Source organism: Amycolatopsis umgeniensis (genome assembly GCF_014205155.1).
In the GTDB taxonomy this organism is placed as follows: Bacteria; Actinomycetota; Actinomycetes; order Mycobacteriales; family Pseudonocardiaceae; genus Amycolatopsis; species Amycolatopsis umgeniensis.
Genome location: NZ_JACHMX010000001.1, coordinates 5,229,082 through 5,254,404, shown reverse-complemented (window position 1 = coordinate 5,254,404; position 25,323 = coordinate 5,229,082). Strand labels below are relative to the sequence as shown.

General features: G+C 69.3%; 25 protein-coding genes. 9 read left to right on the top strand and 16 right to left on the bottom strand.

Translation table 11 applies throughout. The features are described from left to right. Positions 1-62: 62 nt before the first annotated feature. From HDA45_RS24935 to guaB, 3 genes are all read right to left on the bottom strand, one after another. Positions 63-1,196 carry a GuaB3 family IMP dehydrogenase-related protein gene (locus HDA45_RS24935; RefSeq protein ID WP_184899169.1) on the bottom strand — a complete coding sequence of 378 codons (1,134 nt, stop codon included), beginning with the start codon at positions 1,194-1,196 and terminating at the stop codon, positions 63-65. A gap of 172 nt (positions 1,197-1,368) precedes the next feature. Beyond that, a complete protein-coding gene (locus HDA45_RS24930; protein ID WP_184899167.1) occupies positions 1,369-1,857 on the bottom strand; it encodes a DUF3574 domain-containing protein in 489 nt (162 codons plus the stop codon). Between the two features lie 81 nt (positions 1,858-1,938). Continuing rightward, on the bottom strand, positions 1,939-3,450 hold the full coding sequence (gene guaB, locus HDA45_RS24925) for an IMP dehydrogenase (RefSeq protein WP_184899165.1): 1,512 nt from the start codon (positions 3,448-3,450) through the stop codon (positions 1,939-1,941). A 135-nt stretch (positions 3,451-3,585) separates the two neighbouring features. Here guaB and HDA45_RS24920 point away from each other — a divergent pair, with 135 nt between their 5' ends. Further along, complete coding sequence (locus tag HDA45_RS24920; RefSeq protein WP_076163060.1) at positions 3,586-3,972, top strand: DUF5319 domain-containing protein; 387 nt, start codon at positions 3,586-3,588, stop codon at positions 3,970-3,972. A 92-nt stretch (positions 3,973-4,064) separates the two neighbouring features. On the opposite strand, the gene HDA45_RS24915 is transcribed toward HDA45_RS24920, so the two are convergent. From HDA45_RS24915 to HDA45_RS24895, 5 genes are all read right to left on the bottom strand, one after another. Then, a complete protein-coding gene (locus HDA45_RS24915) occupies positions 4,065-5,018 on the bottom strand; it encodes an anti-sigma-D factor RsdA (protein ID WP_184899163.1) in 954 nt (317 codons plus the stop codon). Then, a complete protein-coding gene (locus HDA45_RS24910) occupies positions 5,019-5,591 on the bottom strand; it encodes a sigma-70 family RNA polymerase sigma factor (protein ID WP_037314832.1) in 573 nt (190 codons plus the stop codon). 382 nt (positions 5,592-5,973) lie between these two features. Then, positions 5,974-6,570, bottom strand: a complete 597-nt coding sequence (locus tag HDA45_RS24905; RefSeq protein WP_003073605.1) for a response regulator transcription factor — start codon at positions 6,568-6,570, stop codon at positions 5,974-5,976. A gap of 130 nt (positions 6,571-6,700) precedes the next feature. Continuing rightward, on the bottom strand, positions 6,701-7,549 hold the full coding sequence (locus HDA45_RS24900; protein WP_184899161.1) for a hypothetical protein: 849 nt from the start codon (positions 7,547-7,549) through the stop codon (positions 6,701-6,703). A gap of 9 nt (positions 7,550-7,558) precedes the next feature. Next, a complete protein-coding gene (locus tag HDA45_RS24895; RefSeq protein WP_184905988.1) occupies positions 7,559-8,476 on the bottom strand; it encodes a MerR family transcriptional regulator in 918 nt (305 codons plus the stop codon). Positions 8,477-8,725: 249 nt separating this feature from the next. Between HDA45_RS24895 and HDA45_RS24890 the strand changes: the two genes are divergently transcribed. Continuing rightward, entirely contained in the window at positions 8,726-9,028 is a 303-nt protein-coding gene (locus HDA45_RS24890; RefSeq protein ID WP_037315007.1) for a WhiB family transcriptional regulator, read from the top strand. Between the two features lie 283 nt (positions 9,029-9,311). On the opposite strand, the gene groL is transcribed toward HDA45_RS24890, so the two are convergent. Together groL and groES are read right to left on the bottom strand one after the other, a co-directional pair. Then, positions 9,312-10,925 (bottom strand): chaperonin GroEL, encoded by a 1,614-nt coding sequence (groL, locus tag HDA45_RS24885; protein ID WP_184899159.1) that lies wholly within the window; start codon positions 10,923-10,925, stop codon positions 9,312-9,314. Between the two features lie 99 nt (positions 10,926-11,024). After that, on the bottom strand, positions 11,025-11,318 hold the full coding sequence (gene groES, locus HDA45_RS24880; protein WP_007031106.1) for a co-chaperone GroES: 294 nt from the start codon (positions 11,316-11,318) through the stop codon (positions 11,025-11,027). Positions 11,319-11,624: 306 nt separating this feature from the next. On the opposite strand from groES, the gene ubiA reads away from it, so the two are divergent. Continuing rightward, positions 11,625-12,485 (top strand): 4-hydroxybenzoate octaprenyltransferase, encoded by an 861-nt coding sequence (ubiA, locus tag HDA45_RS24875; RefSeq protein WP_184899156.1) that lies wholly within the window; start codon positions 11,625-11,627, stop codon positions 12,483-12,485. A gap of 52 nt (positions 12,486-12,537) precedes the next feature. Here the strand turns inward: ubiA and HDA45_RS24870 are convergent, their stop codons facing one another. Beyond that, positions 12,538-13,200 (bottom strand): HAD family hydrolase, encoded by a 663-nt coding sequence (locus tag HDA45_RS24870; protein WP_184899154.1) that lies wholly within the window; start codon positions 13,198-13,200, stop codon positions 12,538-12,540. Between the two features lie 141 nt (positions 13,201-13,341). Between HDA45_RS24870 and HDA45_RS24865 the strand changes: the two genes are divergently transcribed. Next, positions 13,342-15,237, top strand: a complete 1,896-nt coding sequence (locus HDA45_RS24865) for an N-acetylmuramoyl-L-alanine amidase (RefSeq protein WP_184899151.1) — start codon at positions 13,342-13,344, stop codon at positions 15,235-15,237. 43 nt (positions 15,238-15,280) lie between these two features. Here the strand turns inward: HDA45_RS24865 and HDA45_RS24860 are convergent, their stop codons facing one another. Next, entirely contained in the window at positions 15,281-16,669 is a 1,389-nt protein-coding gene (locus HDA45_RS24860) for an XrtP-associated glycosyltransferase (RefSeq protein WP_184899149.1), read from the bottom strand. Further along, on the bottom strand, positions 16,669-17,160 hold the full coding sequence (xrtP, locus tag HDA45_RS24855) for an exosortase P (RefSeq protein WP_184905986.1): 492 nt from the start codon (positions 17,158-17,160) through the stop codon (positions 16,669-16,671). Before xrtP ends, HDA45_RS24860 begins: the two co-directional genes overlap by 1 nt. 433 nt (positions 17,161-17,593) lie before the next feature. On the opposite strand from xrtP, the gene HDA45_RS24850 reads away from it, so the two are divergent. From HDA45_RS24850 to wecB, 3 genes are all read left to right on the top strand, one after another. Beyond that, entirely contained in the window at positions 17,594-18,370 is a 777-nt protein-coding gene (locus HDA45_RS24850) for a choice-of-anchor protein CoaP (protein ID WP_184899147.1), read from the top strand. A 21-nt stretch (positions 18,371-18,391) separates the two neighbouring features. Further along, a complete protein-coding gene (locus HDA45_RS24845; RefSeq protein WP_184899145.1) occupies positions 18,392-18,571 on the top strand; it encodes an LPXTG cell wall anchor domain-containing protein in 180 nt (59 codons plus the stop codon). Positions 18,572-18,680: 109 nt separating this feature from the next. Continuing rightward, positions 18,681-19,832, top strand: coding sequence for a non-hydrolyzing UDP-N-acetylglucosamine 2-epimerase (gene wecB, locus HDA45_RS24840; protein WP_184905984.1), 1,152 nt, complete (start codon positions 18,681-18,683; stop codon positions 19,830-19,832). Here the strand turns inward: wecB and tsaD are convergent. The 3 genes from tsaD to tsaB are packed head-to-tail and all read right to left on the bottom strand — an operon-like array spanning position 19,829 to position 22,016. Continuing rightward, positions 19,829-20,875: a tRNA (adenosine(37)-N6)-threonylcarbamoyltransferase complex transferase subunit TsaD gene (gene tsaD, locus HDA45_RS24835; protein ID WP_184899142.1), complete on the bottom strand. Its 1,047-nt coding sequence runs from the start codon at positions 20,873-20,875 to the stop codon at positions 19,829-19,831. The two genes, wecB and tsaD, sit on opposite strands and share 4 nt — an antisense overlap. Further along, positions 20,875-21,354, bottom strand: coding sequence for a ribosomal protein S18-alanine N-acetyltransferase (rimI, locus tag HDA45_RS24830; protein ID WP_184899140.1), 480 nt, complete (start codon positions 21,352-21,354; stop codon positions 20,875-20,877). Before rimI ends, tsaD begins: the two co-directional genes overlap by 1 nt. Further along, complete coding sequence (tsaB, locus tag HDA45_RS24825; RefSeq protein ID WP_184899138.1) at positions 21,351-22,016, bottom strand: tRNA (adenosine(37)-N6)-threonylcarbamoyltransferase complex dimerization subunit type 1 TsaB; 666 nt, start codon at positions 22,014-22,016, stop codon at positions 21,351-21,353. The genes rimI and tsaB overlap by 4 nt, the downstream gene beginning before the upstream one ends. Before the next feature lie 285 nt (positions 22,017-22,301). On the opposite strand from tsaB, the gene HDA45_RS24820 reads away from it, so the two are divergent. Together HDA45_RS24820 and HDA45_RS24815 are read left to right on the top strand one after the other, a co-directional pair. Further along, positions 22,302-23,723, top strand: a complete 1,422-nt coding sequence (locus tag HDA45_RS24820) for an AMP-binding protein (protein ID WP_184899135.1) — start codon at positions 22,302-22,304, stop codon at positions 23,721-23,723. Beyond that, positions 23,720-25,051: a carboxyl transferase domain-containing protein gene (locus tag HDA45_RS24815; protein ID WP_184899133.1), complete on the top strand. Its 1,332-nt coding sequence runs from the start codon at positions 23,720-23,722 to the stop codon at positions 25,049-25,051. The genes HDA45_RS24820 and HDA45_RS24815 overlap by 4 nt, the downstream gene beginning before the upstream one ends. The last annotated feature ends 272 nt before the right edge of the window (positions 25,052-25,323 follow it).

Genomic DNA, 25,323 nt, shown 5'->3' with positions numbered 1-25,323 from the left:
GAGCGCAAAGTGGCCCGGGTCGCGTTTAGCGGGCTAAACGCGACCCGGGCCTGGAGCGAGCGTTAGCGGCGGACGGTCAGGCCGACCCGCTGGAACTCCTTCAGATCCGAGTAGCCCGTCTTCGCCATCACGCGGCGAAGCGCGCCGAAGAGGTTTACGACGCCCTCAGCGTCCGAGGACGGCCCGAAGAGCAGCGTCTTGAGGTCGACGGCGTAGTCGGGGCCCAAGGCCACGCGAGAGCGCGGCAGAGACGGGTGCGCGGCCGCCGACGTCCAGTAGAGCCCCTGCCCCGGCGCCTCGGAGGCGGCGGCCAGCGGCGCGCCCAGCATGACCGCGTCGGCACCGCAGGCGATGGCCTTGGCGATGTCGCCGGACACGCTCATCCCGCCGTCGGCGAGCACGTGCACGTACCGGCCCCCGGTCTCGTCGAGGTAGTCGCGGCGCGCGGCCGCGGCGTCGACGATCGCGGTCGCCATCGGCGTCCCGATCCCGAGCACGCTGTCGGTGCTCGTCACGCCGCGGCTGGCTCCGTGACCGACGATGACGCCGGCCGCGCCGGTGCGCATCAGGTGCATCGCGGTGCGGTAGTCGCTGACGCCGCCCGCGATCACCGGGACGTCGAGACGTCCGATGAAGTCCTTGAGGTTCAGCGGCTCGACGTCGCGCTGGACGTGCTCGGCCGAGATGATCGTGCCCTGCACGACCAGGATCTCGACGCCCGCCGCCAGCAGATCCGGCGTGAGCTCGGCGGCGTGCTGCGGGCTGACCCGCGCCGCCACGGTGACGCCGGACTCGCGGACCGTCTTGATCGCCTCGGTCAGCAGATCCAGCCGGATCGGGGCGGAGTGCAGTTCCTGCAGCTCACGCACGATCGCTGTCGGGTCCTCCGTGTCCTCCGCGGCCCGGACGAGGCGGAAGATCGCGTCCTCGACGTTCGGGTGCCGCGCCCAAAGCCCTTCGGCGTTGAGGACGCCCAGCCCGCCGAGCTCGCCGACGGCCACCGCGGTTCCCGGCGACACGATCGCGTCGGTGGGGTGCGTGACCAGCGGCAACTCGAAGCGGTACGCGTCGATCTGCCAGGCGGTGGACACGACCGAAGACGACCGGGTGCGCCGCGACGGCACGATCTCCACGTCATCGAGGTCATACGCCCGCCGCGCGGTGCGGCCCATGCCGATCTCGACCAGATCCCGCACGTCAAGTCCCTTCTCACCGACGACCGTTACACCCCATTGTCGCTAGGCCGCGTGGGTGACCTGCGCACGGGGCTCCCGAACCGGGCCCGAAGTCACACCAGCCCCGCTCGCCCCACCCGTTTCGCGTTTAGCCCGCTAAACGCGCTCGGGTGGGGCGGATGGGGCGCGTGGGTCAGAAAGAGACCTTCTCCACGGAGTCGGTCCGGAGGACGGATTCCTGCGAGAAGGCCTTTTTGTAGTCGGTCCTGATCTCTTCGATCTCGCGGTTCGCGTCGCGGTCGCTGAACGGGTACACGACGACGATCACCTTCGACTTCTCCCGCGAGATCTTCCCGTCCGAACCGCGCCACTGCCCGCGCCCGGTCAGCTCGGTGAACCCGTCCGGGAAGCGCGGCGTGACGACCTTGTCGGTGAAAGCGGTGAACTCGGCGTCCGTCAGCTCCCCGCCGCCCGGCTTCGTCGTGCCGAAGTACAGCTCGGTGCGCTTCCAGAGGTCGCCCGGCGACGCCTGGAGTCCGGCGGCGTCGGCCTGGACCGGAGCGGCGGAAGCGGTGGGGACGGCCGAAGCCGCCACCCCGCCGCCGAGCCCGAGGGCCGCGGCGGCGAAGACGGCCAGCGCGGTCCGGCGTGACATCGACAGCGCGTTCAGCGAGAAAGACATCGGGTTCCTCCCAGGAGACTTGATCAGCGGATCAAGTCTCCTGGCAACGGAACCGGATGCGTAAGTGTCCTAAAGGGCGGACTACCGGGTGGTGTAGTTCGGTGCTTCGACGGTCATCGTGATGTCGTGCGGGTGGCTCTCCTTGAGCCCGGCGGCGGTGATCCGCACCAGCTGCGCCTCCTGCAGCTCGGGGATCGTCGACGCGCCCGCGTAGCCCATGCCCGACCGCAGCCCGCCCACGAGCTGGTGGACGACGTTCGCGAGCGGCCCGCGGAACGGGATCCGCCCTTCGATGCCCTCGGGGACCAGCTTGTCCTCGCTCAGCACGTCGTCCTGCGCGTAGCGGTCCTTCGAGTAGGACTTCGCCTGGCCGCGCGACTGCATGGCGCCCAGCGAACCCATGCCACGGTAGGTCTTGAACTGCTTGCCGTTGACCAGGATCAGGTCACCGGGCGATTCGGCGGTGCCGGCGAGCAGGCTGCCGAGCATCACCGTGGACGCGCCGGACGCGATCGCCTTCGCGATGTCGCCCGAGTACTGGATGCCGCCGTCGCCGATCACCGGGATCCCGGCCGGGCGAGCGGCCTGATCGGCCTCGTAGATCGCGGAGATCTGCGGGACGCCGACCCCGGCGACGATGCGGGTGGTGCAGATGGAGCCCGGGCCGACGCCGACCTTGATCCCGTCCGCGCCCGCCTCCACCAGCGCCTGCGCGCCCGCACGGGTCGCGACGTTGCCGCCGACGATGTCGACGGTCCCGCCCAGTTCCTTCTTCAGCAGCGCGACCGTCTCGACGACGGCGCGGGAGTGCCCGTGCGCGGTGTCGACCATCAGTACGTCGACCCCGGCGTCGGCCAGCGCCATCGCGCGCTTGTGCCCGTCCGGGCCGACCCCGACGGCGGCACCGACGATCAGGCGGCCGTTGGTGTCCTTGGAGGCGTTGGGGTACTGCTCGGTCTTGACGAAGTCCTTGACCGTGATCAGCCCGCGCAGCTTGCCCGCGCCGTCGACGATCGGCAGCTTCTCGATCTTGTGGCGGCGCAGCAGCCCGAGCGCGGCCTCCGCGGTGACCCCGACCTGCGCGGTGACCAGCGGCAGCTTCGTCATGACCTCGTGCACCGCACGGGTGTAGTCGACCTCGAACCGCATGTCGCGGTTGGTGATGATGCCCACCAGTGTCCCGGCGGCGTCCGTCACCGGCACACCGGAGATCCGGAACCGCGCGCACAGCGCGTCGACCTCGGCGATGGTGTCCTCCGGCGAGCACGTGACCGGGTCGGTCACCATGCCGGCTTCGGAGCGCTTCACGACCTCGACGGCGGAAGCCTGGTCGTCGATCGGCAGGTTGCGCTGCAGCACGCCCATCCCGCCCTGGCGCGCCATGGCGATCGCCATCCGGCCTTCGGTGACCGTGTCCATGGCGGCGGAGACCAGCGGGATGTTCAGGGTGACGTTGCGCGAGAGCCGGGTGCGGGTGCTGACCGCACTGGGCACCACATCGGACTCGGCCGGCAGCAGCAGCACGTCGTCGAAGGTCAGCCCGAGCATGGCGAACTTGCTCGGGACGGGGGCGGTGACGCTGTCGCTGGTCATAGCAGGCGAAGGGCCTTCCTAGCGGTGACAATGAGAGCCGCCGTGGCTGGGTTACATCACGGCGGGGGCCTGCCCCTCATGATATCCGGGCCGGGCGGCCGCCCGGCCCGGGTGGGCGCCCGGTAGCGTGCAGGCGTGCCGCAAGATGCGTTGCCCCCAGACCCGTTCGCGGATGACCCGGACGACCCGGCCCGCGCGTTCATCGACGAAGCCGACCGGCTCGACGAGCCGATCAGCGACGAAGAACGCACCGAGTTGCTGGCCGACCTTTCAGATCTTGCCGTCTACCAGGCGCTTCTCGAACCGCGCGGGGTACGCGGGATCGTGGTCGACTGCGGTGAATGCGACGAACCCCACTACCACGACTGGCATCTGCTTCGCGCCAGTCTCGAGCAGCTGCTCGCCGACGGCCGTATGCGGCCGCACGAGCCCGCGTTCGATCCGAACCCCGGTGACTACGTGAGCTGGGACTACTGCCGCGGCTTCGCGGACGGTGTCACCGCCAACGAGAGCGCCTACTGATCGCGTTTAGCCCGCTAAAGTCGCTTTGAGCCGTACACGAAAAGGGCCTGGTGAGAGTGATCTCACCAGGCCCTTTCGGTGTTTCGGGGGTGTTACGGCGTCTCGACCGCGGCGGCGGGCGCCTGCACTCCGGCGCCCGTGCCCGGCGAAGGCTCGTTACGTGAGCCACCGGGGTCGTTGCCCGAGGCCGGCGGCGTCGTGGACGTCGTGGGCGGGGGCGGCTCGCTCGTCGAGGTCGGCGGAGTCGGTGTGGGAGTCGTGGTGCCCGGCAGGCTCGTGCCGGGGTTGCCGCCTCCGGGCAGCGACGTCGGCGGAGCTGTCGGCTGCGGAGTGGGCTGCGGGGTGGTCGCGACCGGAGTCTGCGTCGGCGACTGCTGATCCGGTGGCAACGGCTGCTGGCCGGGGTTCTGCAGCTGAGCGCTCAACTGGCGATGCTGCTCGAGCAGCTGATCGCGATTTTCTTCGTCGGTCACCTGGCTCAGCGCGGCCTGAGCCTCGTCGAGCGCCTTGCGCGCGTCGTCGAGGCGCCCACCGGCGAGCGCGAGGTTGGCTTTTTCCAGATCGAGTTTGGCCGCCGCCGCGGCCTCGACCGACCGGGCGTGGTCGGCGTAAAGCACCTTGGTCAGGCCCCAGAGCGTGTCACCAGGCTGCGCGTCCTTCGCGGCGAGACCGGTACCGGCGAAGGCGATGGCCAGGACGGCCGCCGCGGCGGCCACCGGGACCAGCAGCCGGCGTCTTCCCCCGTGTTTGCGGGCGAGCGCGGCTGTCTTCACGGTGACGACGGCGGTGTCGACGTCGACGAGTTCCGCGAGCGGCTCGCTGTCGATATCGCGCCGCCAGGCGAGCAGCAGCGCGTTGAGCTCCTGATCGCCGAGGTCGTCGGCCATCTTCGGGTCCGAGCCGCCGAGGGCGTCGAGCAGCGCGTCATCGGCCTGAACGGCCGAAAGATCAGCGGCGAACTCTGCCTCGGAGGACGTCAGCCCTCTTTCGAAGGCCGTCAGTTCACGATCGGTCCCAGGGGAGAACCGATGGTCGCGATCGGTCACTCAGATCACCTCCTCAGCGGCCAGAACCTTACGTAGGCGCGCAAGGGCGCGATGCTGGGCCACCCGGACGGCGCCGGGGGTGGACCCCACGGCCTCTGCCGTCTCTTCGGCGGACAGTCCGACGACAACACGCAGGACGACGATCTCGCGCTGTTTGTCGGGAAGTACACGCAGCAGCTGCGACATGCGCTCGTTCAGCTCGCCTTGGAGAGCACGCTGCTCGGGACCGACGCCGCCCTCGATCTCATCGGGGACCTCGGCGACCGGTTCGGCGCGGTTTCGGGCCGCGGCGCGATGCGCGTCGGCCACCTTGTGCTGGGCGATCCCGTAGACGAAGGCCAGGAACGGGCGGCCCTGATCACGGTACGAAGGCAATGCCGTGAGCACCGCGAGACACACCTCCTGAGCAACATCGTCTGCGGAAGCGAACGAACGCTCCTGCCTGCCAACCCGAGCGCGGCAGTACCGCACTACCAAAGGACGGATGGCCGCCAGCAACCGCTCGACCGCTTGAGGATCACCCTCAACAGCAGCGGCGACCGGCTCATCCAGTCCGTCCCCCACATTGGCCATCGCAGACAACAGTCCCAGTGTTACGTATAGGTGTGCAAAGAGTCCGGCGTGTGACTTCGGAGGCCACTACCGGTGACAGCTACCGTACCGCCCGGGCCCGCCGCCTTCGTTGACGGCCGCCATCGGCGTGCCGCCTGTCCGGCGAGCACGCTGAGACCCGGGTCTTCGTGGTTCCCTTCACTCGTAGTCGAACTTTCAACGAGCTGGAACGCAGTGGGGTACGACGGTCCACCCGAAGGCGGACACGCTCGGGCAAGAGTGCCCGAGCGGTGAACATAAATGCGCGAAGCGTGACAGGGAACACAGGTACGGGCCAGGGGGTTCACCCCCGGCCCGCTGTCACCCGTTGCGCGATCTAACCGGCGAAATCAGGAAAGCATTGTCAGGACACGAGTCCACGGCGGAATCCGTGGGCGACGGCCTGAGCTCGGTCACGCACGCCGAGCTTGCGGAACAAGCGACGGGCGTGGGTTTTCACGGTGTCTTCGGACAGGTACAGCTCGCGGCCGATCTGTCCGTTGCTCTTGCCCTGGCTCATCCCACGGAGCACCTGGAGCTCGCGCTCGGTGAGCTGGACGCCGGGGTCGGACGGCTGGCGCGGCGCCGGCACCGAGGTGCTGGCGAGGGTGTGCGCCAGTGCGGCGACCAGCTCGGGACGCGAGGCGTCCCAACGCAGGTAGCCGCGGGCTCCGCCGGCGATCGCGGCGGCGATGCTGCCCGCGTCGTCCGGGGCGCCGAACACGATCACGTTCGCTTGGGGGTTCGCCGAGACGAGCCGCCGGGTGGCTTCGACGCCAGTCGGGACAGCGCGCTGGGTTCCGACCAGCACGACGTCGACCGGCTGACGGGAGTACCGGGCCAGCAGCTCGTCACCGTGCGCTACGCAGTCGATGCGACTGACCCCTGGGACCGCGGACATCACTCGGGTGAGCCCTTCGCGGACACTGCGTCGGTCGTCGCAGATCAAGACCGTCGTCACGGGGTTTCCTTCCTGCAGCCGGGTGACATTCCACTTCCCCTATCGGACGCTTTAGCCCGAACCTTGACACGATCCGGTGGCTTTTTTTGAAAACTCTTAGCCCAGTTGCCGGAATGGGCCCTCCAACAGGCTAGACGCCCTCGGCCGGGACCCACGGAGATTCCCGGGCGAGCCGCCTCCCGCAAGGATCTGCGTGCCGTAACACTGCGTGCAACAGTTCGGGCACTCTGAATCGATACTCATCGGCGTGTCCTGCCGCGAAGTCGGCCGCGACCAGGCAGGCCACCCACAGAAGTGAATTGAATTCGTATTTATCGGCGGTTTCGCGGGCGCTCTCCACCAGCGCCTTCGCACGGTCCCGCTCAGCGGAACTCCCATTCGCGATCGTCACGCCGAGTACAAGCTGCGATTTGACGACATGTCGGCAGGCGCCCCGGGCTCGCGCCGTTTCCAGCGCCATTTCCGCAGGTGCGATCCCCGCCTCGGAAATGTTACTCGCCAGTTCGATTTCCGCGCCCACCCAACCGGCCCTGGTCCGGCTCCGCCAGTTGCCGGTGTGCGCCTCCGCACGGGCCACCAGCCGCCGGGCGGCGGCCAGCCTGCCGCGTCCGAGGTTGTCCGCCGCGAGCCCGAGGAGGGCGTCCGCACGCGCCCCCTCGGCGTCCAGGCCGTCCGGGTCTGGTTCCTCTCGCGGCGCAGTGATCGCCAGCGCGAGCGCCTCACCGTCGAGGGTGAGGGCCGCGGCGTGCCCGCCCAGCTGGCGCCGATGCGACGCGAGCGTGCTGGCGGCCAAAGACGCGAGCACCGGATCCTTGCTCGCGCGCAAATCGTTCAGGAGGGTGGCCGCCGCCGCGTACCGGCCGCGGCCGCCGAGCACGATCGCGGCGAGCAGCCGTCCGCGAGGCGACGCGGGCACGCCGAAGGGCTTCGGCGGCGGCACTCCGTCACCGAACGCGGCGGACCGCAAGGACGCTTCCATGCGTCCTTTCTATCGCCTCGCACCGACAAGAACGTGCTCGATCCGGTCGGCGGCCGTCGACAGCTCGCCGAGCAGTTCGATCTTGTCCGGGAGGGTGGCGGGATCCCAGCCGGGACCGCACGCGAACAGCCTGCTGCGCTGACGGCCGCGGGACACCCTGGCGAACAGACGCGGGTCCGCGGTCGCGGGCCGTCCCGACCACAGCACCACCGCGGCCGGAACGCTGCGGCGGACCGTCACCGCGAGCACCTCGGCCGGCAGGGAGGCGCCGAACAGCTGCGCCCCGATCCGGCGGCCCGCGAGCGCCGCGGCGAGTGCGTACATCGGCATGTTGTCGCGCTCGTCCGGGACGCAGGTCAGCAGGACCGGCCGCTGGTTGCGCGGTTCGCGGAGCACCGGCGTCGCGCGGACGAGGGCGGCGTACACGCATTCGGCGAGCAGGTACTCGACCTCCGCACCGGCGCTGACCCCGCGCCAGCGCGCGCCGAGCGCGGTCAGGACCGGCGACACGACGCCGGTCCAGGCGGGCAGGACCCCGAGTTCGCGGATCGTGTCGGCGAGCATGCGCTGGACCGCGCCGAAGTCCATCGCGAGCGCGGCCGTGCTCAGGCGTCTGGCGAGGCGGGACGGGACGTCGTGATCCTCGGCGGGCGGCGCGGTGGCCTGTTCCTCCACTTGGACCGCGGCGGTTTCCGGGTTTTCCGCCGCCGCTGCCCGGGGCATCTGCTCGAGCGCGTACTTCGCCGCTTCGGCCGTCGAGGCGCCGCGGAGCAACGCGCGCTGCATCAGTTCGAGACGGCCGATGTCGGAGCTGCCGTAGCGGCGGTGGCGACCGTTGGTGTGGCGGCTCGGTCCTACGCCGTACCTGCGGTCCCAGGTTCGCAGGGTGGACGGTGCGACCCCGAGCCGGCGAGCGACCGAGGCCACCGGCAGGGTGGGTTCTTCACTGCTGATCCGAGATCCCACTCGACCCAATATCCAGGCAGGCCGGGGCGGGGGCAACCGGAACGGAAAGTACCGCTCACACATCCGGGGGATGCCTAACGGCTGAATCGTCTTGAATCTCTTGAACAAGTATTGGCGCGCTTCTAACGTTACCGCCGTTGCACCGAATGGAGTATCCGCAGCGCAGCAGAGCAGGTTAAACGCTTCGACCGGATGACGGAGGCGGTCAGGATGGCGGACACACGCAGGCTCCCGGGGCCCAACGCCGATGTATGGGATTGGCAGCTCGAAGGGTCGTGCCGAGGCATGGACAGCGCGTCCTTCTTTCACCCTGACGGCGAACGCGGGCCGGCCAGAGCCCGCCGCGAGGCGCGGGCCAAAGCCGTGTGCCTGGCCTGCCCGGTGCTGGCCATGTGCCGGACCCACGCGCTCGCCGTACACGAGCCCTATGGGATCTGGGGCGGGCTCTCGGAGTCCGAACGCGAGCACATCATCAAGGCGGACAAGCGCACATTGAGCATGTCGAACGGCTGATCCGGCCGAGTCGGCAACGCGGAAGGGCGGCATCCGGGTGGGGTGCCGCCCTTCCGCGTGTCCAGGCCCGTGCGGATCGCGATTAGCCCGCTAAAGTCGCTCCCTCGCGGCCTCCGCTCCCCCGGCCCCGGATCGCGATTAGCCCGCTAAAGTCGCTCGGCTCGCGCCTGGCCGCCCCCGCCGCCGGATCGCGATTAGCCCCCTAAAGTCGCTTCGGCGGGGTGGTCGGGACGACAAAACGGGGCGGCACTCCAGTGGAGTACCGCCCCGCTTCGGGGTGGAACTAGTGCGCGTGGCCGTGCCCGCCCGCGGCGGGCTCCTCGTCGGCCGGCTTCTCGACGACGGAGCTCTCCGTCGTGAGCACGAGCCGGGCGATGGAGGCGGCGTTCGCCACCGCGGACCGGGTCACCTTGACCGGGTCGACGATGCCGGCGGCCAGCAGGTCGGTGAGCTCACCGGTGGCGGCGTTGAAGCCGTGCCCCCAGCTCTGCTCCTGGACCTTGTTCACGATGACCGCACCCTCGTGGCCCGCATTGGTCGCGATCCAGAACAGCGGGGCGGACAGCGCGTCACGGACGATCCGGACACCGGTCGCTTCGTCGCCCTCGAGGCCGAGGCCACCTTCGAGCTCCTTGACCGCGTGCACGAGCGCCGAGCCACCGCCGGGCAGGATGCCCTCTTCGACGGCCGCCTTGGTCGAAGCCACGGCGTCCTCGATGCGGTGCTTACGCTCGTTGAGCTCGGTCTCGGTGGCCGCGCCGACCTTGATCACCGCGACACCGCCGCCGAGCTTCGCCAGCCGCTCCTGCAGCTTCTCGCGGTCCCAGTCGGAGTCGGTGTTCTCGATCTCCTTGCGGATCTGCGCAACGCGTCCGGCGATGTCGTCCTTGGTGCCGGCGCCGTCGACGAGCGTGGTGTCGTCCTTGGTGACGACGATGCGGCGCGCGTTGCCCAGCTGGGCCAGCGTGGTCTCGGACAGCTTGTGCCCGATCTCGGCCGAGATGACCTCGCCGCCGGTGACGACCGCGAGGTCGTCCAGGAACGCCTTGCGGCGGTCACCGAAGAAGGGCGCCTTGACGGCGACGGCGGTGATCGTCTTGCGCAGCGAGTTCACCACGAGGGTCGACAGCGCTTCGCCGTCCACGTCCTCGGCGATGATCAGCAGCGGCTTCTTGGCCTCGACGACCTTCTCCAGCACCGGGAGCAGGTCTGCCAGGGACGAGATCTTCTCGCGGACCAGCAGGAGGTAGGCGTCCTCGAGGATCGCCTTCTGCTCTTCCGGGTTGGTCGCGAAGTGCGCCGACAGGAAACCCTTGTCGAACTGCACACCCTCGGTGATCACGAGCTCGGTCGCCAGCGTGGACGACTCCTCGATCGTGATGACACCGTCTTCGCCGACCCGCTCGACGGCCTCGCCGAGCAGGGCGCCGATGGCCGCGTCACGCGAGGTGACGGTGCCGACCTGGGCGATGTTGTCGCGGCCCTTGACCGGGGTCGCCTTCTCCTTGAGAACCGCGATGACCTTCTCCGCGGCGGCCTCGATGCCGCGGCCGACGGCCGTCGGGTTGGCACCGGCGGCGACGTTGCGCAGGCCGACCTTCACCAGCGACTGCGCGAGCACGGTCGCGGTCGTGGTGCCGTCACCGGCGACGTCGTTGGTCTTGGTGGCGACGCTCTTGGCGAGCTGGGCGCCGAGGTTCTCGAACGGGTCGTCGAGCTCGATCTCGCGAGCGACGGTGACACCGTCGAGGGTGATGGTCGGGCCACCGAACTTCTTGTCGAGCACGACGTGGCGACCACGCGGGCCGAGGGTGACCTTGACCGCGTCGGCGAGCTTGTTCACCCCGCGCTCGAGCGCGCGACGAGCGTCCTCGTCGAAACTGATCTGCTTGGGCATGCCTGTTCCGCTTACCTTCCAGTCTTACTGCTCGGAAAACACGAACGCCCCGTTCCCCGGCAATGCGGGGCCCGGGGCGTCATGCGCTGAGAGCGGACGTCAGTTGATGACGGCCAGCACGTCGCGAGCGGAGAGGATCAAGTAGTCCTCACCGTTGTACTTCACTTCGGTGCCGCCGTACTTGGAGTAGATGACGACGTCGCCGACGGAAACGTCGAGCGGGACGCGGTTGCCCTTGTCGTCGATGCGGCCCGGGCCCACGGCCAGAACCTTGCCCTCCTGGGGCTTCTCCTTGGCGGTGTCGGGGATGACGAGGCCGGAAGCGGTCGTCTCCTCGGCCTCACTCGTCTGGACAACGATCTTGTCCTCGAGCGGCTTGATGTTCACGCTCACCGGGTTGACCTCCACGGTCGTCGAAAGCGTTGGCAGGATGAGTTACGGCTCCTACCACCCCCGCCGTCGCGGGTGCCGGGGCGTGTTCGGGCCGTGCAATTAGCACTCTAGCCATGTGAGTGCCAGCTTTGCAAGGAGGGTCCGCTCACCTTGCGGAAACTCGGCCCCTGAGCTCCTGACCGGCCGTTTTGTTCCGCCGGGGTTCCGGCCCGCGTGCCCATCCGTTGACGGCCTCTTGGCCCATAGTGCCAAGTTCGGGCGACGCAGGTGGCGGGCCCACTAGCTTGTGACCGAGCTGGAGGGACGATGTCGCTGCTCCTCGCACGGAACAAGCTGCCGACGTACCTGCGCCTGATGCGGGCGGACAAGCCGATCGGCGCGCTGCTGCTCCTGTGGCCGACGTTGTGGGCACTGTGGATCGCCGGTCCGCCGACACCGTGGATCGTCGCCGCGTTCGTGGCCGGCGTGTGGCTGATGCGAGCGGCGGGCTGTGTGGTGAACGACTACGCGGACCGCGGGTTCGACGGTCACGTCAGGCGCACCGCGAACCGTCCGCTGCCGAGCGGCGCGGCGACGGGGACAGAGGCGCGCTACCTGTTCGGCGTCCTGGTGTTGCTCTCCTTCCTGGTGGCCATGACGCTCAATCCGCTGACCGTCTCGCTCTCGGTGGTGGCTCTGGCGCTGGCGTGCGTGTACCCCTTCGCGAAGCGCCACACGCATCTGCCGCAGGTGGTGCTGGGCGCCGCGTTCGGATGGTCGATCCCGATGGCTTTCGCCGCCGTCGGCGGATCCCTGCCGCCGGTTTGCTGGCTTTTGTTCCTCGCCAATCTCCTGTGGGTGGTCGCGTACGACACGCAGTACGCCGCTGTCGACCGGGACGACGACCTGAAGATCGGCGTGAAGTCGACGGCGATCCTGTTCGGCCGTCACGACAGGCTGGCCATCGGCGTTCTGCAGGGCGCGACGCTGGTGCTCATGGCGGCTGTCGGCCGGGTGGGCTCGCTCGGTTGGGAGTTCCACCTCGCCGTCGTGGTCGCGGGCGTGCTGTTCGTCCACCAGGGCAGGCTGACAGCGCGTCGCGAGCGCGACGGCTACTTCCGGGCGTTCATGAACAACAACTCCGTCGGGATGGTGCTCTTCCTTGGCCTGCTGGCGGATCGCGTTTAGCCCGCTAAAGTCGCTCGGCCCGCGGTCGCGCGTCCCCGCCGCCGGATCGCGTTTAGCCCGCTAAACGCAGGTCCGCCAGGGCGCCCACCAGGGCATCTGGGTTGACGGAGGCGAGGCTCCTGCGCTTCGCGGGCGTGACCGCCAGAGCGACTGAGGCGACCCCGGCGGCGCGAGCGGCGAGGACGTCCGCAGCGGAGTCGCCGATCATCACGCACTGCCCGGGCGAAGCACCGAGAGCGCGCATCGCGGCCTCGATCAGCGTCGGGTTCGGCTTCAGCTGTTCCGGATCGCTCGAGCTCCTCGCGCTGATCCGGCGGACCTGCTCGGCGAGGTCGTGCAGGGTGAGAAAGGACCGGATCGCGTCGACGGAGTTGTTGCTGACGATCGTCACCGTGAATCCCTGCGCGGCCCACTCCCGAATCGTCTCTTGCGCGCCAGACGCGGGCGAGATCATCGAGACGGCCTCGCCCTCCAGGCGGCTGAGCTGCCTCTCGACGACGTGTGCGGCGTTCGGACCGCACGACACCGCGTACTCGAGCACGTCGAACGGATCGGCGGAGGCGGCCACCTCGGCAGGCAGATCGGGCCCGACGAGGCGTTTGAGCCGATCGGCCACCTTCAGCGACGGCAGCTCGGCGAACACGTCGCACACCGGGCCGTCGAAGTCGAGGAAGATGTGGTCCTTCTCCTGCAGAAGCTCCTTCACCCCGGTCATGCCCCCACCTTGCCACCGGATCGCGTTTAGCCCGCTAAAGGCGAGTCGGAGGGACCTTACGGAAGGGGCGGGTTTCTGGTTAGGTTCCGACCATTGGGGTCGGTCCTGTACAGCAGACCTAGACACTGGGGGTACACGCCCATGCCGCGTCCCTTCCGTCCCGTTGCCCTCGAACCGCTCCGGCGCCGGTCCAAACGGACCGCCGGACTCGCGGTCCTCACCCTCGCCGCCGGCCTCCTGGCCGCCGTCCCCGCCGAAGCCGCCCCGGCGGATCAACAGCGTCAGCGGGACTTCGCGGCCGCCGCGCAGGAGTTCGGCGTCCCCGAGCACGTCCTGCTCGGCGTCTCCTTCCTGGAATCTCGCTGGGATTTCAACGCCGGCACCCCGAGCACGTCCGCCGGCTACGGCCCGATGCACCTGACCGACCTGCGCGAAGCGGGCACCGGCACGCATCACGACGACGGCGAGGAGGACCCGCGCGGCGACGACGCCCGCCGGGCGAAACTCCCGGCGACACCCGCGCCGAAACCTCCCCCACCCGGTCTCCAGACCATCGACGAGGCGTCCGCGCTGATCGGCCAGGACGTCGCGACGCTGCGCACGAACACGACGCAGAACATCCGCGGCGGCGCCGCTCTCCTCGCGAAGTACCAACGCGAAGCCGGTGACTGGTACGACGCCGTCGCCCGCTACAGCGGCGCGAAGGACAAAGCGGGAGCGCAGTCCTTCGCCGACGAAGTCTTCGACACCATCTCCAAGGGCGTCAGCCGCAAGACCGACGACGGGCAGAGCGTCACGCTCGCCGCGAAGCCGACGAGCTCGGCGCGCGCACAGACCGACGCTTCGAAGGCGGAGTGCCCGAAGAAGCTCTCGTGTCTTTCGGTGCCGGCTCCGTACCAGGAGTTGCCGAACAACGACTACGGCAACCACGACAAAGCGGATCGACCGAAGAGCCAGAAGGTCGAATACATCATCATCCACGACACCGAGGGTTACTGGGACACGGCGATGGACCTCGTCACCGACCCGACGTACGTGAGCTGGCACTACACGATCCGTTCCGCCGACGGCCAGATCGCACAGCACGTGCCGACCAAGGACGTCGCCTGGCACGCGGGCAACTGGTACGTCAACGCGAAGTCCGTCGGAATCGAGCACGAGGGCTTCGCCGCGAAGGGCACTTGGTACACGGAGGCGATGTACCGCACCTCCGCGAAGCTCGTCGGCTACCTCGCGCGGAAGTACGACATCCCCCTCGACCGCGCGCACATCCTCGGCCACGACAACGTCCCGGGCACGATCCCCTCGACCATCAAGGGGATGCACTGGGATCCGGGCCCGTACTGGGACTGGTCGCACTACTTCGACCTGATGGGCGCGCCGCTGGCCGGTTTCGGCCGTCCCGGTTCGCCGCTGGTGACCATCACGCCGGACTTCGCCACGAACCAGCCCGCGTTCACCGGCTGTGAGACCGCCGGAAAGCCTTGCCCGGCAAGGGGTTCCGGTTCGGTCGTCCTGCGCAGTGAGCCGGACGACGCGGCGCCGCTGCTCAAGGACATCGGCCTGCGCCCGGACGGTTCGGCGAGCACGATGGCCGTTTCCGACATCGGCAGCCGGGCGGAGACCGGCCAGCGCTACGTGGTCGCCGAGCGACGTGGCGGCTGGACGGCGATCTGGTACCTCGGCCAGAAGGGCTGGTTCCGCGACACGCGGACGACGAGTCCGGCGTTCGGCCTGGTCGTCACGCCGAAGCCCGGCTTGGAGACCGTGCCGGTGTTCGGGCGCGCGTATCCCGAGGCCGAGGCGTACCCGGCGAACGTGCCGGTTCAGCAGGTCATCCCGCTGCCGTACACGCTCTCGGCCGGGCAGCGGTACTCGCTCGGCAACGTCCTCGGCTCCGAGTACTACTCGGCGACGACGTTCGACCCGGCGAACCACGTGGTCGTCAAGGGCAAGACGCGGTACGTGCAGATCCAGTTCGGACACCGCATCGCCTTCGTGAAGGCGGACGACGTCCGGATCCTGCCCGCCTTCTGACCTCGCCCCCAGGTCGCGTTTAGCGGGCTAAACGCGACCTGGGTCAGGAGTCCAGGGCCACCTTGACCCCGGGGGCCTGCTCGGTGTTCCGCCGCGTCTTCGACCAGCCGTTGCGGCCGCGCACCAGGCGGAACAGCGCCCGCCACGACGTGATGTAGAACGTGTAGATGTACAGCGCGTAGGCGAAACCCATCCCGAGCCCGCGAAGGAGATTGCGGCTCTTCAGGCATTTGAACTGATAGATCGGGCCCCACACGATGAACGGCAGCAGCCCGAAAGAGCCGTAGATCGCGAACAGGATCCACGCGCCGTCGTCGGCGAACCAGGTCCACACCTGCGCCGGATCCCCCGCGGTGGTGAAGAGCAGCAGGATGAACGGGATCGGGTACAGCAGCGAGCCGAGCAACTGCATCCACGGCTGCGCGAGGTAGTACATCATCTCCGCCGCGCCCAGCGTGCTCACATGCGGCGAGTCCCAGATCCGCCGCAGGTACCGCGAACACTGCATCGTGCCCTGACCCCAGCGCGTGCGCTGCACCAGGAATCGCCGCAGGCTGTACAGCCCTTCCTGTTTCACATGGGAATCCGGCGTGTAGCCGGTCCGCCAGCCCGCGGTCAGCAGGTGCACGCCGAGTTCGAAATCCTCGAGCAGCGAACCGCGCCACGGCTGTTCGTCCGGCCCGGCGATCGAGTCCAAGGCGGACAGTCGCGTGAACTGACCGTTGCCGCCCATGGAGATCGTGCCGGTGAACCCGCGCGAGGTCTGGATCGCCGCGATGGCGGTGCGGAACTCCAGATCCTGCATCTGGGCCAGTTTCAGCCCGAAGGCACGCGAGAACCAGTTCTTCCCCGGCGGACGGCTGTCGGCGTTGCCCATCCAGACGTCGAGTTGCACGGCGCCGATCGTCTCGTCGCCGAACAGGTGGTCCGCGGCGCACACTTCGAGGCAGTTCCCCGCCGGTCGGCCGTCCGCGTCGACCACCACGACGACCACGTCTTCCCGGCTCGCGTCCGGGCCCATCCAGCGGTTGAGCGCCTGGTACGCGGCGTTGAGCGCGTCGCCCTTGCCCGTCCTCGCCTCCGGACGGCGGCGGGGCACCAGATGCAGATACGGGTCGTAGCCACCGTTGCGCCGCCAGATCGACTTGACCACCCGGGCCGTGCGGTCCTCGGAGTCGTCGTCGACGACCCAGACGTGCGCGTGCCGGAACGTCGAACGCAGGTACCGCACCGTTTCGCGGATGACGGTCTGCTCGTCCCGGCAAGGAACGAAGAAGTGCCAGGTGAAGTCGGCGGCGTCACCGACGGGCGCGGGTTTGCGCCGCAGGTACGGCACCACGATCACGACCACGTACACGATGAACGCGACGCTCATGGTCAGCGCGAAAGCCTGGGTGATCGCGAGCAGGATCTTGACCGAGCCGCCGCCCATCAGACGGCCTTGGGCTTACGGGTGCCCAGCCAGACGAACAACACGAGGGCGACAGCGCCGCCGATGACGCTCACCATCGAGCCGAGCAAAGTGTGACCCCAGTAATAACCTTCGTCCACGCCGAGCCAGTTCACGAGTCCGACGATCGCCAAAACCCTCATCTGATTGACAAGAATGACCACGGCCGCCGAAATGGCCAGCGACGTGAAGAGTCTCTTTGCATTTCTCGGGCGGAAATACAACATGACGGCGGTCACCAGCAACAGCGGCAGCAACATGAATGCCGACGAGCATTCCGGCGTCATTCTCAACCCGAGTGGAGTATCGCCCGACAACCCAAAGTAGACAGTCTCGCGTTCACCGGCGACGAAGACACCCGATGTGGTGATAACCCTCAGTATCAGGCCCGCGAGCTGCACTTCGAACACCCGATACAGGCGCTCGGCCAGCACCAGGCCGACCGCGACGGCGATCACCGCCAGCACCGCCATACGCAGCGGAAACCGGCTGGAACTCGGCAAAGGAGCGCTCGCAACGGCCACGATGACCCTCTCAGGAAAGGCGCAGCAACGACGGGATTCGGCGAAGCGGACAGGGACCTCGCCGACGAGAGTAAGTCAGCGGGAACCGGCCCTTTCGACCGGGGTTCGCATTCCAAACGTGATCATGAGCCCTTTCGGCACGATCGTGGAGAAACTTACTAGGCCGAAAGAGTGACACTGTCGATGACCTGCGGAAAACGCTCGCAACACCACCTGATCCGGTGATTCTCGCAGTTTTTTGTGCAATTTGAGAAACACTCGGCGATAGACGATCCGCGAGCCGAATCAGGCCGTCGGCGATTCGTCCGCAACGGTCGTGCCCATGCGCCGACCGAAGCTCCGCACAGGGAAACAATCCCCATGAATCAATTCGGAGGACCAGTTGAAGAAAACGCACCTCTTGCGACGAGGCGGACTGCTCGCCGCTGTGGTGGCGAGCGTGGCTCTCGCCGGTGCGGCGCCCGCCTCGGCGGCCCCCGGTGACGGCTCCGCGTATGGCGTCAAGGTCGACGTGAAGCTCCTCGGCCTCGACGCGGTGAAGGCCGGGCCGCTCGCAGAAGCGAAGACCGCGGGCCCGACCACCAACAGCCTCGCGAAGGCGAACCTCACCGGTGTGCTCACCGCCGGCGCGATCAACACCGAGGCCAAGCGGGACGACAACTCCGGTGCCGTGACGGCCAAGGCCAGCACCGCCGACGTCGGCCTGCCGCTGCTCAAGGGCGCGCTCGGCGACGTCGGCGTCAAGGTCGTCGAAGCCACCTGCACCGCGACCCAGAAGGGTGTGCAGGGCGCGACGAACCTGGTCGGGGCGAACCTCGGCAGCGCGGGCGCCGTCGACACGACGCCCGCACCGAACACCCAGGTCAAGGTCGGTCTCGGCAACATCAACGTCGCGACGATCATCCTCAACGAGCAGATCAAGAACGGCGACGGCAGCCTGACCGTCAACGCCATCCACGTGAAACTGCTGGGCCAGGCGCTCAACCCGCTCGGCTCCGGCGACGTGATCGTTTCGTCGGCCACCTGCGGTCCGGCCGGCCTGCCTGTGCCGCTCGCTTCCGGCGCGGGACTGTGGATCGGTCTCGGACTGCTCGGCGCCGTCGCCGTTCCGGTCGGTATCCGCGTCGTCCGCAACCGGCGCCCGGCGACCACCGCCTGACCTGGGTGAAGTGAGGTCCAGATGTACAAAGTGCCTGGCGCCGGAGTCGGCGTCGCCGGTGGCGGGGTGGGTGCCCTCGCCGCCACCGGAGCGGACGTCGGCTGGTGGCTGGCCGTCGGCGTGATCCTGGTGGTTCTCGGAACCATCGCGGTCATCGCCGGCTACCGCCGCACGAAACGGCTCGGCAAGGTGGGGAGCTGATCGCTCCCCGTTCGGCAGAACCGGCCGCCGGCGTGGGCCCCTCGCACGCCGGCGGCCATCACCGGAGTTTTCCGGGACACTCGAAATCGTGGATGAGGAGCGCGAACGCGTGGATGTGATGTTGCTGGCCGGGACCCGGCCGGAGGCGGTCAAGCTCGCGCCGCTGGCACTGGCACTGGCGGAGCACCCGCGCCTACGGCCCTTCGTCGTCCACAGTGGACAGCATCAGGGCATGGTCGAGCAGGCGCTGATCCCGTTCGGCCTGCCCGTCGACGCCTGGCTCGACACCCCGCCGCGAACCACGGGCACGCAGGCGGAACTGGTTTCCGGGCTGCTTCCCGCGCTCGACGAGTTGCTGCGACGCGTCGCCCCCGCGGCGATCGTCGTCCAGGGTGACACGACGACAGGGCTGGCGGGCGCGCTCGCCGCGTTCTGGCTGGGAATCCCGGTCGTGCATCTCGAAGCGGGACTGCGCACGCACGACCTCGCCGCGCCGTTCCCCGAAGAGGGCACGCGGCAGATGATCTCGCGCGTCGCCGCCCTGCATCTCGCGCCGACGCCGGGCGCCGCGGCCGCGCTGCGCACGGAAGGTGTGCCACGCCAACGGATCGCCGTCACCGGCAACACCGTCGTCGACGCCGTGCTCACGATCGCCGAACGTGATCTCCCGGCGAGGGACACCGCGCTCGCGTTGCTGGAGATGGAGATCGCCGAGGCGAACGAACGTCTCGTCCTCGTGACGTCGCACCGGCGCGAGTCGTGGGGCGAGCCGCTGGGCCGCACGCTCGCGGCCATCGAACTGATCGTCGCCGAGCACGCCGACGTCCAGGTACTGTTCCCGGTGCACCCCAATCCCGCCGTGCGGGAGCAGGTCGTGACAGCACTCGGCGGGACGCCTCGGGTGACGATCACCGAGCCGCTCGAGTATCCCGATCTCGTGCGCGCGCTGCGGCTTGCCGACCTCGTCCTGACCGATTCCGGTGGCATCCAAGAGGAAGCCCCGACCTTCGGCACGCCCGTGCTCGTGCTTCGCGACGTCACCGAACGGCGCGAAGCCGTCGAGGCGGGCTGTGCCTGGCTGGTCGGGACGGACACCGCCCTCATCGCCGACACCGCCGCGAAGATCCTGCGCGGCGACCTGCATCCGACGCATACCGGAAACCCTTACGGCGACGGCAATGCCGCCGCCTTGACGGTGGCCGCGCTGGAAGAGCTGCTAGACCTCGCCCCGGCGCCGCGCACCGCCGCCGAACTGCGTTAGATCGAGACGATCTGGACCGGCAGCGCGGGGTTCGCGGAAAAGTCGAGCGCCGCCTGCGGGCGTCCGGCGGCGACCACGTGCGCGCCGAGCGCGGCGATCATCGCGCCGTTGTCGGTGCACAGCCGCGGCCGCGGGACCCGCAGGGTGATCCCGGCCTCCGCGCAGCGCTCGGCGGCGAGTTCGGACAGCCGTGAATTCGCCGCCACGCCGCCGGAGATCACCAGCGTGTCCACTCCGTGTTCCTTGGCCGCCCGGATCGCCTTCTTGGTGAGAACGTCGGCGACGGCCTCCTGGAACGACGCGGCGACGTCGTCGACGGGGATTTCCTCGCCGCGGCGCTCGGCGCTTTCGATCCAGCGCGCGACGGCGGTTTTCAAGCCGGAGAAGGAAAAGTCGAATTTGGCGTCGCGCGGTCCGGTCATTCCCCGCGGGAACGCGATGGCCTCGCCGTCACCGTTCTTGGCCGCCTTGTCGATGGGCGGGCCGCCGGGATACGGCAGGCCGAGGACGCGGGCGACCTTGTCGTAGGCCTCACCCGCCGCGTCGTCCACAGTGGACCCTAGCTCGGTGATCTCGGACGCGATGTCGTCCACCAGCAGCAATTGCGTGTGTCCGCCGGAGACGAGCAAGGCGAGACAACGTTCGGGGAGCGGTCCGTGCTGGAGCGTGTCGACGGCGATGTGCCCGGCGAGGTGGTTGACACCGTAGAGCGGGATGTCGAGCGCGGCGGCGTAGGCCTTGGCCGCGGCGACGCCGACCAGGAGCGCGCCGGCGAGGCCGGGTCCGGCGGTGACCGCGATGGCGTCCACATCGGACAGTTTCAGCCCGGCCGTGGCGAAGGCGCGCTCGACCGTCGGGACCATCGCCTCCAGGTGCGCGCGGCTGGCGACCTCGGGGACGACGCCGCCGAAGCGGGCGTGCTGCTCGACGCTCGAGGCGACCTCGTCGGCGAGGAGCTCGACGGTGCCGTCATCGTGCAGGCGGACGAGGCCGACACCGGTCTCGTCGCACGAACTCTCGATGCCCATGATGATGCGTGGCATCAGCCCGCCACCTCGTCTCGGACCTGGGCCCGCGGACGGGCCATCGTGTAGGCGTCGGCGCCGGAAGGCTGGTAGTAGCGCTTCCGGAGTCCGACGCGTTCGAAACCGTGTCGCTCGTAGAGCGTGATCGCCGCGTCGTTGTCGGTGCGGACCTCGAGGAACACCGGCGCGGCGAGTTCGTCCGCGCGGCCGAGGAGCGCCTTCAGCAGCGTGGTGCCGATCCCGTTGCGCTGCCATCCCGGGTCGACGCCGATCGTGTGGATGCTCGCCTCGTAGTCGCCGCGGCGTCCGACGACCGCGAGCCCGGCGTAGCCGATGACCTCGTCGCTTTCGTCCGGGTGGGCGACCAGGTAGTAGCCGCCGCCGTCGAGTTCCGCGTGGAAGGCGTAGGCGGTCCACGGCGAATCGCCGGGGAAGAGGATCTTCTCTATCTCGACACAGCGCGGGATATCCTTGCGGCGTAAGGGTTCCAGCCTCACGGCGTGGTCACCTTCTTGCGCGCGGCCGGTTCGACGGCGTCCGGGCGGCGGAGGTAGAGCGGGGTGAGCGGAGCAGGGGCGTCTCCGCTTTGGAGGGCTTCGCGGGCGGCCTTGACCAGCCCGACGGGCGACGGGAAGCGCGGCTCGATCGGCTGGACACCGAGGGCGTCCGCGTGGAGGAGCACACCGTCGCCCGCCGCGACCTTGACGGTGGTCTCGAGCTCGGCCGGGCGCTGGACGTTCGGGCCGTCGGTGCGGGAGCCGTCGGCGGCGTACGCGGCCCAGTAGACCTCGCGGCGTCTCGCGTCGGTGAGGACGAGGAAGGGCGCTTCGCCGGGAGCGACGTCGGCGGCGATCGCGTCGAGGCTGCAGACCGGATAGGCCGGGATGCCGAGGGCGTGGGCGAGCGACGCGGCTGTCGCCATGCCGGCGCGAAGGCCGGTGAAGGGACCCGGGCCGACGCCGCAGACGATGGCGTCGAGGTCGCGAAGCGTGACGCCCGCGGCCTTGACGGCTTCGAGGGCGTGGGGCGTGATCAGCTCGCCGTGCGCGCGGGGGTCGACCGTCACGCGGTCGCCGCGGGCTTCGAGCGTGTCTCCGTCCAGGGCGACGAGGCCCGCGGTGACCGCCGGGGTCGAGGTGTCGATGGCCAGTACCAGCACGGTTACCCAGCCTACGACCAGCCCACCGGAGCGACTTTAGCGGGCTAAACGCGATCCGGTCCCGTGGCCGCTCCCCTGCCGCCGGATCGCGTTTAGCCCGCTAAAGTCGCTCTCCCGCTCCGCCCCCGGATCCCGGCGCCAGATCGCGATTAGCCCGCTAAAGTCGCGCCGGCCGGGGGGTGTGAAGCAGGTCGCAGGGGTGAAGGCGGCTGGAGCGGTACGGTTCGGCGAGGGCCCTCGGATCCACGCGCCCCGGCCCGGCGGAGTCGAGCAGGAGGTCACACGGTGCCCGATCGGTTGTTCCCCACGCTGGCGAGCGGCTCCGACAAGGAAGCCCTCCGTTTCGGCGGCACCTCCCTGACCTACGCCGAGGTCGCGGCCGTCGCCGGCACGCTCGCCCGTGACCTCCCGAGCGGCCGCGTCGCCGTCTGGGCGACGCCGACAGTGCACACCAGCGTCGCCGTGATCGCCGCGCTGCTCGCCGGCGTCCCCGCCATCCCGCTCAACCCGAAGATCGGCGAGCGCGAACTCGCGCACATCCTCGCCGACAGCGAGCCCGTCCTCGTCCTCGCCGAACCGGGCACCGAACTGCCCACCGGCCTCGACGGCCTGCCGCGCCGCGACATCCTCCTCGAAGGCACGCCCGTCGATCTTCCCACGGAACCGGACACCGAAGCCCCGGCGCTGATCGTCTACACCTCCGGCACCACCGGCCCGCCCAAGGGCGTCGTCCTCCCCCGCCGCGCGATCTCGACCACCCTCGACGCGCTCGAAGACGCCTGGGAGTGGACAGCCGACGACGTCCTGGTCCACGGCCTTCCGCTGTTCCACGTCCACGGCCTGATCCTCGGCATCCTGGGCCCGCTCCGGCGCGGCGGCTCGGTCCGGCATCTCGGCCGCTTCTCCACCGAGGGCGTCGCGCGCGAACTCGCGACCGGAGCGACGATGATGTTCGGCGTCCCGACCATGTACCACCGCATCGCGGGCGAAGTCGGCGAAGACCCGCCGCTCGCCGAGGCTCTGAGCGGCGCCCGGCTGCTCGTCTCCGGATCGGCGGCGCTGCCCGTCCACGACCACCAGCGCATCACCGCGGCGACCGGCCAGCGCGTGATCGAGCGCTACGGGATGACCGAGACCCTCATGAACACCAGCGTTCGCGCCGACGGCGAGCGTGTCCCCGGCACCGTCGGCGTCCCGCTGGGCGGCGTCGAGCTGCGGCTCGTGGACGAGGCGGGAAAGCCCGTCGAGGAGATCGAGACCGTCGGCGAGATCCAGGTCCGCGGGCCGAACCTGTTCACCGAGTACCTCAACCGCCCCGACGCCACCGAAGCCGCTTTCGACGACGGCTGGTTCCGGACCGGCGACATGGCGACCCGCGACGCTTCCGGTTACGTGCGGATCGTCGGCCGGAAGGCGACGGATCTGATCAAGAGCGGCGGCTACAAGATCGGCGCGGGTGAGATCGAGAACGCGCTCATGGAACACCCCGGTGTCGCGGAGGTCGCCGTGACCGGTGAGCCCGACGAAGACCTCGGCGAGCGCATCGTGGCCTGGGTCGTGCCCGACGGGGACCGCCCGACGGAGTCGGAACTCGCCGATCACGTCTCACGCCTGTTGTCGCCGCACAAGCGGCCTCGCGTGGTCCGCTATCTGGAGGCGTTGCCGCGCAACGACATGGGCAAGGTCATGAAGCGGGCGCTGGGATGAGCAGGGCCTCCGCGCGGTCCGTCATCAAGGAGATCGCGACCGGTTTCGAGGACCTGGACGTTCCGCGTTCCGGTGAACCGGAGGACGGGCCGATCGGCTGGCCGGGCTACCACGCGGCACGCGAGGCCGCCGCGGAGCGATCGGGCGAAGACGAGTCCGTTCTCTGCGGGACCGCCAAGATCGGCGAGGTCGAGGCGGTCGTGATCGCCTTCGAATTCGGCTTTCTCGGCGGGTCGATCGGTCAGCGGACCGGTGATCGCGTCGAGGCGGCGTTCGCACGGGCGACGAGCGCCGGGCTGCCGGTGGTGTCGCTGATCGCGACCGGTGGCAGCCGCATGCAGCACGGGATGCGCGCGCTTTCGCAGTTGCAGCGCATCGCGCGGGCGGCGGCCGGGGCCCGGTCGGTGCCGCAGATCTCGGTACTGCGCGATCCGACCACGGGCGGCGGCTGGGCCACACTCGGCGCGAGCGCCGACGTCATCCTCGCGCTCCCCGGCGCGCAGGTCGGTTTCGCCGGTTCCCGGGTACGGCCGTCCGACGCACCCGCGGAGGCGTACACGGCCGAAGCGAAGCTCGCGTGGGGCCAGGTCGACAGGATCGTTCAGCCCGCCGACCTTCCCACGGTCCTGGAGCGGTGGCTGCGCTTGCTGGCTTCGCCGACCACAGAAGCCGCAGAGCCTCCCGGCGCGCTCGGGTCGGCGGGATTGCCCGACAACGGGTGGGCCGCGGTTCAGGCGGCGCGCTCCGCTGATCGGCCGAGGGCAGCGGAATACCTCGAGACGTATTTCGACTGGCGTGAGGACGTTTCGGGCGACAGGTGCGGCGGAGTCGACTCCGGTGTCCTATGCGGCTTCGGGTGGCGAGACGGCCGGACAATCGCGTACGCGGCGCAGTGCGGGACGCCGACGTCGCCCGCGGGTTTCCGGACGGCCGCGCGTCTGGTGCGGCTCGCGTCGAGGCTCGGGATCCCGGTACTCACCCTGGTCGACACCCCCGGTGCGGCCAACGACGCGGCCGCCGAGCGGGCGGGGGCCGGTGCGGCGATCGCGGAACTGTTCGAGGCGGTCGCGAGCGCGGCCGTGCCGATCACGACCCTGGTGATCGGGGAAGGCGGATCCGGCGGCGCGCTCGCGTTCGCGGCGCCGGGCTCGACCTGGGTGACGCCCGGCGCGTACTTCTCGGTCACCTCGCCCGAGGCGGCCGCGGCGATCCTCAAGCTGCCCGCCGACGAAGTCCCCGCCCTCGCGGACCGTCTGCGGCTACGCCCCCAAGACCTGGTCGACCTGGGAATCGCGCGCTCCGTGGTCGGCCCGGCGCGTCGCGTTTAGCGGGCTAAACGCGATCCGTTCGGGTTAATTGAAAAATCACCGAATACATTCGGATCGAAGGTAAGCGACAAACGGTCGAAGATCGGCGCTGAACGGGCACGCCGTGCCGAGCATGACCATCTGCATGTGCGAATGCAGCTTTCGAACGTCCGGTATTGAACATTTCTTTCAGCGCAGACGATGCTAGTTCACTAGATAGCGTGAATGCGAACCACTCTGGGTGTACTCAGCTCCTGCTATCTGCCAAAAGAGAGTGTGCAACACGTCCGCAA

Bases quoted from the DNA above. Each gene is read 5' to 3' on its own strand.
- ubiA (WP_184899156.1), top strand. From the start codon at position 11,625: ATGTCGCTGCTCCTCGCACGGAACAAGCTGCCGACGTACCTGCGCCTG.
- tsaD (WP_184899142.1), bottom strand. From the start codon at position 20,875: ATGCCACGCATCATCATGGGCATCGAGAGTTCGTGCGACGAGACCGGT.
- HDA45_RS24865 (WP_184899151.1), top strand. From the start codon at position 13,342: ATGCCGCGTCCCTTCCGTCCCGTTGCCCTCGAACCGCTCCGGCGCCGG.
- HDA45_RS24930 (WP_184899167.1), bottom strand. From the start codon at position 1,857: ATGTCTTTCTCGCTGAACGCGCTGTCGATGTCACGCCGGACCGCGCTG.
- guaB (WP_184899165.1), bottom strand. From the start codon at position 3,450: ATGACCAGCGACAGCGTCACCGCCCCCGTCCCGAGCAAGTTCGCCATG.
- HDA45_RS24845 (WP_184899145.1), top strand. From the start codon at position 18,392: ATGTACAAAGTGCCTGGCGCCGGAGTCGGCGTCGCCGGTGGCGGGGTG.
- HDA45_RS24870 (WP_184899154.1), bottom strand. From the start codon at position 13,200: ATGACCGGGGTGAAGGAGCTTCTGCAGGAGAAGGACCACATCTTCCTC.
- HDA45_RS24815 (WP_184899133.1), top strand. From the start codon at position 23,720: ATGAGCAGGGCCTCCGCGCGGTCCGTCATCAAGGAGATCGCGACCGGT.
- xrtP (WP_184905986.1), bottom strand. From the start codon at position 17,160: ATGGCGGTGCTGGCGGTGATCGCCGTCGCGGTCGGCCTGGTGCTGGCC.
- groL (WP_184899159.1), bottom strand. From the start codon at position 10,925: ATGCCCAAGCAGATCAGTTTCGACGAGGACGCTCGTCGCGCGCTCGAG.
- HDA45_RS24910 (WP_037314832.1), bottom strand. From the start codon at position 5,591: ATGGCCAATGTGGGGGACGGACTGGATGAGCCGGTCGCCGCTGCTGTT.
- HDA45_RS24890 (WP_037315007.1), top strand. From the start codon at position 8,726: ATGGCGGACACACGCAGGCTCCCGGGGCCCAACGCCGATGTATGGGAT.
- HDA45_RS24860 (WP_184899149.1), bottom strand. From the start codon at position 16,669: ATGGGCGGCGGCTCGGTCAAGATCCTGCTCGCGATCACCCAGGCTTTC.
- HDA45_RS24900 (WP_184899161.1), bottom strand. From the start codon at position 7,549: ATGGAAGCGTCCTTGCGGTCCGCCGCGTTCGGTGACGGAGTGCCGCCG.